The sequence below is a fragment of the Staphylococcus sp. HMSC056G08 genome (assembly GCF_001812305.1).
In the GTDB taxonomy this organism is placed as follows: domain Bacteria; phylum Bacillota; class Bacilli; order Staphylococcales; family Staphylococcaceae; genus Staphylococcus; species Staphylococcus simulans.
On the sequence record NZ_KV808419.1, the window covers coordinates 1 to 6,346 of the forward strand.

The 6,346-nt window shown below is 33.3% G+C and carries 4 protein-coding genes and 1 pseudogene; all 5 read left to right on the plus strand.

Annotated features, from left to right (window positions below):
* Window positions 1-441, plus strand: a pseudogene (locus tag HMPREF2846_RS00520) (phage tail domain-containing protein); the annotation flags it as partial.
* 9 nt (window positions 442-450) lie between these two features.
* Window positions 451-2,040 carry a prophage endopeptidase tail family protein gene (locus tag HMPREF2846_RS00525; protein ID WP_119488007.1) on the plus strand — a complete coding sequence of 530 codons (1,590 nt, stop codon included), beginning with the start codon at window positions 451-453 and terminating at the stop codon, window positions 2,038-2,040.
* Window positions 2,033-2,602 (plus strand): hypothetical protein, encoded by a 570-nt coding sequence (locus HMPREF2846_RS00530; RefSeq protein WP_070625194.1) that lies wholly within the window; start codon window positions 2,033-2,035, stop codon window positions 2,600-2,602. Before HMPREF2846_RS00525 ends, HMPREF2846_RS00530 begins: the two co-directional genes overlap by 8 nt.
* A gap of 14 nt (window positions 2,603-2,616) precedes the next feature.
* Window positions 2,617-5,232: a peptidase G2 autoproteolytic cleavage domain-containing protein gene (locus HMPREF2846_RS00535; RefSeq protein ID WP_070625196.1), complete on the plus strand. Its 2,616-nt coding sequence runs from the start codon at window positions 2,617-2,619 to the stop codon at window positions 5,230-5,232.
* 11 nt (window positions 5,233-5,243) lie between these two features.
* A partial coding sequence (locus HMPREF2846_RS00540) for a BppU family phage baseplate upper protein (RefSeq protein WP_070625198.1) occupies window positions 5,244-6,346 on the plus strand: 1,103 nt, incomplete at its 3' end.

A 6,346-nucleotide genomic window follows, 5' to 3' on the forward strand; every position in this document is an offset into this window, starting at 1 on the left:
GGTTATTCAGAATCATTAAAAGACACAAGTCAATTTAGTTTATCAAGTGGTGATTGGCAATTTGAAGCAGGCGTTTTATCAGATGATGAAATTAAATACACACACGAGACAACAGCTTTTAAAATTTACAATGGTTCATCAGATACAATTAATCCATTATTAAGACATCGATTTAAATTACTAGTTAATATTGACGCACCTAAAGGTTTTAAACTTAATAATAAAACGACTGGAGATGTATTTGAATATAAAAAAGGTATCAAGAAAAATCAACAATTGGTTATAAATGGTGTCCATCCTTTCATTAATAATAAACGTGTAGGTATTGATACAAATTGGCAATGGCTCACATTGGCAAAAGGATTCAATGGTATAGAAATTACAGGCGAGAATATAAAAGAAGTGAAAACTCAATGGATATTCCCGTTCATATATAGGTAGGTGAAGATATTGAAAGACATGATACTAAAGAACAGAAAAGGCACTTTCGGCGAAATATTAACCGATTATGACTTTGGTTCTTGGAAACTTAGTTATGAGCGTAACAATGAACGATCTATTGAGTTTACTATATATAAAACGTCTATGAATTGGGATTTATTTGAATCGTTGCTTAATGAAATGTTATTGGAATGGAAAGGACAAAACTATGTTGTGAAGTCTACAGCAATTAAATATGATGGTATGAACGTAGTGAATGAAGTCACTGCTAAACATATATTTATGGAGTTCCAAAATCATTATATCCAGAAAGATTTGGAAAATGAAGAACTAAACAACGAAGAAGATGAACAAGACGATAGTAAACCTACAATGACATTAGAACAGTATTTAGATTTTGGTTTTAAAGGTAACAAGATTGATTTCACTTATGAAATTGTAGGTAAATTTGACCAACGTGTAGCAGTAGATGAACTAGGTAATAAAAACGGAATGGAATTTTTAACAGAAGGTGCAGAGCTATTCAACTATATCTATTTTGCAGATAATAAAAAGATTTATATCTATGATGAAGCAAGCTTTTATAAAGCATCAAATATTCCGTTGATATATAAATATAACTCTAGTGAAGTACAAGCTACGACTACCACAACTGATATTAAAACGTATATACAGGGATTTGGTAAGAAGAAAACAAAAGCTGAAACGAATAACTATAATCCTATGAAACCTAAAGACTTAAACTACTCTGGCACATTCATCAAAGACGGTACTTGGCGTACTGAAAGCGTTGGTGCTAGTTACACGAAAACATTTAATTGTAAGTGGGGTAACGAGACACTTGAATGGACATTAAAGAAAATGGCTAAAGGTGGCGTGTTAGACGTTTATTTAGATGATGAACATATAGGTAAATATGAATGTTATAGCAAAACTGCAACATCTGAAAAGATTATCATTGCTCAACGTTTATCAAAAGGCAATCATACGTTTAAAGCAGTGTTTAGAGGTGCGAAAAGTGGTGTTGATTATAAGAAATCTAAACCATGTATGTATGTGGGCACAGAGAAGTCAACAGTATTAAATCTAACTGCAGTGTTGAAAGGGACAGATGTTTATCACGTTACAGATGAATATTATTCACCACATTATGATAAAACTAATCCTAAAATTGCACCTACATTATATGATGATAACGTGCTTGATAAAACAGAGTTAAGAGAAAGACTTATTCAAGAATTGAACGATAAGCCAACTGTGGAAGTTTCTACTAATTACTTAGGATCTATGGAAGATAAGTATTATTTAGGTAACGATGATATTCACGAAAACAGTAAGATACGTTTTATCCATCAACCACTAGGTTACAACCTTGATTTGAAAGTAGTGAAGTTAACGTATTCACATCCATTGGTAAATGAACCTGTTGAAGTTGATTTCAGTAACTCACCTAAAGACATTATCAAAATACAACAAAATATAAACAGGAATATTAAGAGAATGAATAACCTAGTTAAAGGCGGGTCACTTGGTGGCACGTCTTTTTCTATGCCAGAAAGCTATTCGGATATTGTGGGGGTGACATTGTTAGATGAGTAGAGAAGTTAATCACAGATATTTAAAAGATAAAGATGGGGATACCTATTTCCCGGTAACACATATAGATGCAATAGAAGGGTTGGAAGTAGAAGGAGAAAACAACCCGTTTATCAACATTGCTGAAAAAGTAGAACAACTAAATAAGATGATAGAAAAACAAAAAACAAGCTTAGAGTTGTTAGATACAACGATGAAAGATATGGTAGGCGATAGTGGCTGGGTGGATATTTCTATACCTCCTAATATGAAAAACAACGCAGTGGGTACTGGTTTTAAATCAAGTATTAGAGAGGTTAGCGTAGGTAACCGTTCAATGCCACATTATTTTATAATACGTTCAATTAGGTTGAACATATCAGACATCACAGGTTCTACTGTGCAAATAGCTCAATTGCCTACAGGATTTATTACTGATAACCAATCATTCTTGGCTAGACAAAATGGTTACAGACACCCAGTAACAGTTGAATGTTTAAAAGATGGTAAGGTCATGGCTTATATCCACCCTGACGACCAATCCAAAACGAATTGGGTTTATCAAGAGTATACTTGGTTAGAATAAAAGGGAGTGACAAAATGAAGTTAAAAAAAGATTATCCAATTGATATAGGGCAAGAGTGGCGTTACAAAACAATTTTTAACTTTAAAACAATTGAAAATTTTTATCAAAATATTATAGATATATTAGAACGTCACAAAACAAATGAAAAACATGCACACAACGCTAAACAAATCGATTACAAATTAACTAATGTTCACGATGAGTTGCAGTATCAAGATGGACGTATTGAGGGATTGGTGATCGGTCACAACGGGGATGGCATAGAAGAACTTAAAGATAGTAGAACAGCTTTAGATGGTTCTAATCAACCTCTATTATCTAAACGTTTAAAATATGATTTTGAAATCATTAAAAACAAAATGGAAGAACACTTTAATTACCTTAATGAGAAGATTGAACGTATTGTAAACGTTAATGATTACGGTGCAGACCCAACAGGAGAACAAGATTCTACAGAAGCCTTTAAAGAGGCTGTAAGAGGTGGAAATGTTCACGTTCACATGACAGCAGGAACTTATAAAGTAACTGGAATCAGATTACCAAACAACACTATATTATCAGGGGAAGGTAAAGATATTACTACAATTAAATTTGCAGATGAAACACCTGCCGAGAATATTGTAATTACCAATGAAGATATGTCAGGTAATGCACATAATATTGGCATTAAAGACTTTACAGTTAATGGTAACAAGTGGAGACAAGGCAAGAAACTAAAACCTGCTGGTGGTTCATTGTCTTCAAATGTTAGATTTGCTGGTGTTAAACATGGTTTTGCAAGTAATGTTAAGTCAGTTGATTCATTGTTACATGGTTTTGATATTACTTACGCAAACGATGATTACTTTTATCAAGGTGATGGCATAAGAGTAAATGAAGAGTTAGAAAGTAAATACATTCATATTGATAATTGTGAAGCTAGCGGTTTTGGCGATGATGGTATTACTACCCACCATTCAAGATACTTGTTAATCACTAACAACTATTCACATCATGCTACAGGTGGCGGTAACAACAACGGTATTGAAATTGATGACGGTTCACAACATGTAATGTTAGATAATAATATGACTGAAGAAAACTATGGCGGTGTGGAAGTTAAAGCTCATGGTAATTCATCGGCTCCTAATAATGTTATGATTTCTAACCATATGTCTATTAAAGATTCACGTGCTTATAATATTAGACACATTGGCCACCACAGAGCAGGAGACCCTATTTCTAAGACAGCTCACAGCGTCATATTAAATAATTGTTCAGCTATCACGCCATATGACAATAAAGTATATCCAGGAACAACGCCACGTGCATTAGTTATTAGTGGTTACAGAAACGTACAAGTTAATGGTTATACTGCAGTTGGAGATGGAACGTATACAGCTAACATGCCAGTTGTAGCAGTGCAGTTCATGTCTAACAACATTATGTTGAATAACATAAATATCACTGGATTTAAGAACTCACAAGCTGATATTAAAGTGTTTGGTGGTTCGAACAGAGGTAAGAAAATTACTATCAGTAACGTTAACATTTGGAATTCTTCAGCAAATAGAGGTATTGCAGGCGGTGGAGGTATTTATGATTTAAGAATTATAAATGCTAACTTGCAAGGACAAGGCACAGGTAATGGATTAGAACTATACAACAATACAGCTGAAGTTATAGGGGTTAACGCAGAAAACTATAATAATGCTGCATATATCACTAATAAAGCTTATAGAGTTGTTCCAACAGCAGTAAAAGGTGGATTCAGTGGTGGTTCTACTGGTGCAGGTGCTATTGCTGAACGTTCAGCTGTTATAGCATCAACAGGTGGCTCATACTCTCACAGTGATAGAAGTTGGTTAGCAGGTGTTGGTGCAGGTTCTCATGCGCACGGTTCTCGTAGTTCTGTTATGAACTCACTAGAATCAGAAACATTGCCTGGTGCTTATTGTCAAACAATTGTTAACAGTCGTGGTGTTAAATCACCTGGTAACTATCACTTCTTATTAGGTTATGGTACTGATGGAGCTAAGTATGAAAATACTACTATAGATATGTCTACAATTAGTGGGAACATTAAAACTAAAGGTACTGTATCATCAGGGCAGAACTTTGGTGACTATGCGGAGTATTTCGAATCTCAATCAGGACAAGAAATTCCTAATGGATATTTAGTCACACTTGATGGAAGATATATCCGTAAAGCTAATTCAAATGATACACCTATCGGCGTTATATCTGGAACAGCAGGAATTATTCTTGGTGATCAAATGTTCCACCACAAAGATAAGTTCTTGAAAGATGAGTTTGGTGTAACGCAAACAGAATTACAAACAAAAGAGTGGCAAGATGATGAAGGTAATTGGTATTCAGAAAAAGTAGATGTTCCAATTCCTAACCCTGATTACATTGAATACGATGAAGATTATATTCCACGTTCCGAACGTCCAGAATGGAATGTGGTAGGTTTAGTCGGACAAGTATTTACAAGAATTGACGCAACTGTATCGGTTAATGACTATATCAAAGCTGATAAAGGTGTAGGCACAAAAGACAATAACAACGGGTTTTATCGTGTGTTAGAAATTACTACACCATATGACACTGAAAAAGGGTACGGCGTTGCTGTCGTACTAATTAAATAAGGAGTGATTTTGTGAGTAACGGAATAGATAAAAAGGCATTATTTAAATTAAAATCTGAACCTTATTTAAAACCGATCTCTGATCTAGGGGTTGGTTTTTATAATTTAGATGAAAATACAGCAATATTAAGATTTCAATTAAGCAATTCAAAAGGACCTTTATTAATCCATGAAAACAACCTAACAGCATATGCTTATTTTGAGTCAAGTAATGGTAGTGCGTCAGATGTAATCGAACTAGAAATTGAAGACTCGTTTAACGGTATTGTAACAGTTACTTTAGATAAAGATTTTCTACAAGCTAGCACATCTACAAAAGTTAAAGGGCAAGTTTATATCGGAGTTAATAATGTAGAGGGAAATCCTGAATATAATGAAGTTGCTGTATTTAGAGAATTTACTTTTGAAGTAGCAGATGCATTGATTAACAAAATTTCTTCATTTACTAAGATTGAACAAATTAGAATGTTTAGTCAACTCAAAATGAAGATTGAACAAAAAGTTAAAGATATAGAAGAAGCTATAGCAAATGGTGCAGACTATGTTGCTGAAATGAAATCAGTATTACAAGAAGGTATTGAAACGCTTAACGCTATTGTTAATGATGGAAAATCAGATATTCAAACATACATTACTCAAGCTAAAACTGATTTAACAAAACTTAAAGATAATGCTACAAAAGATATAACTACTACAGCTAACAATGCAAAATCAAGTGTTCAAGATACAGCATCAACAGCAGTAAATAGTATTAATAATAAAGCAAACGAAGTTACAGAACATGTAAACACTAAAGTTACAGAATTTAATCAAACAGTTGAAGATAATGGTTTCTTAACTCATGATAAATTAACGGAAGATTTAGCAACTTTAAATTGGCAAAAATATAAAATGACTAATGATGATGGTAAATCACATAAATTAGTTAATGCCGAATTAGATAATCCGGATTTTCTAAGTAATTTAAAGACAGGATTCTATTATTGCCCTTCACCCACAGGTTCGCCATTAGACAAAAGTGGTTTTTTAGAAGTGTATGAATATGGCAATAATATTGTTAAACATGTTTTTTTCAGACCTTTTAATTTAAACAGAATTTTTATGAAAAATTGTCA

Coding starts and splice junctions, on each gene's coding strand:
- HMPREF2846_RS00535 (WP_070625196.1), top strand. CDS start 2,617: ATGAAGTTAAAAAAAGATTATCCAATTGATATAGGGCAAGAGTGGCGT.
- HMPREF2846_RS00530 (WP_070625194.1), top strand. CDS start 2,033: ATGAGTAGAGAAGTTAATCACAGATATTTAAAAGATAAAGATGGGGAT.